The sequence below is a fragment of the Methylobacterium sp. WL6 genome (assembly GCF_008040095.1).
Classification (GTDB): domain Bacteria; phylum Pseudomonadota; class Alphaproteobacteria; order Rhizobiales; family Beijerinckiaceae; genus Methylobacterium.
Map to the genome: position 1 here is coordinate 1 of NZ_VRVH01000656.1, position 656 is coordinate 656.

Genomic DNA, 656 nt, shown 5'->3' on the forward strand with positions numbered 1-656 from the left:
CACCTGGCCCCGGGCGGCCGGGTGCTCGTCCTGTGCGGCCCCGGCAACAACGGCGGCGACGGGTTCGTCGCGGCCCGCCTGCTCGCCGAGGCCGGGCACGGCGTCGATCTCGCCCTGCTCGGCCCCCGCGACGCCCTCTCGGGCGATGCGGCCGAGGCCGCGGCGGCGTGGAGCGGGACGGTGCTGGGCTTGGCGGAGGCCGAGCCGTCGCGCGCCGACCTCGTCGTCGATGCGCTGTTCGGCGCCGGCCTGTCGCGCGACCTCGAAGGGCCGGCCCGCCATGCGCTCGAGCGGGTCGCGGCGTCCGGGCGCCCGGTGCTGGCGGTCGACGTGCCCAGCGGGGTCGACGGCGATACCGGCGCCGTCCGCGGCTTCGCGCTCCGGGCGGTCGAGACCGTCACGTTCGTCGCGGAGAAGCCCGGCCACCGGCTGCAGCCCGGCCGCGGCCTGTGCGGCCGGCTGCACGTCGCCGGGATCGGCACCGGCCCGGCGGCGTTCGCGGCCGGACTCGCGGTCGGCGCCCCGGCGTTCCGCAACGGACCGGAGGTCTGGGGCGCGCGCCTGCCGCGGCTCGCCGATGCGAGCCACAAGTACACCCGCGGCCACGCCCTCGTGCTGTCGGGGCCGGCCACCCGCACCGGCGCGGCGCGGCTGGC

The 656-nt window shown here is 80.0% G+C and carries 1 protein-coding gene; it reads left to right on the forward strand.

Features of this window, described 5'->3' with window-relative positions:
* Nucleotides 1-656 (forward strand): NAD(P)H-hydrate epimerase (locus tag FV230_RS29030; protein WP_147844806.1); only part of this gene is annotated, 656 nt, incomplete at both ends.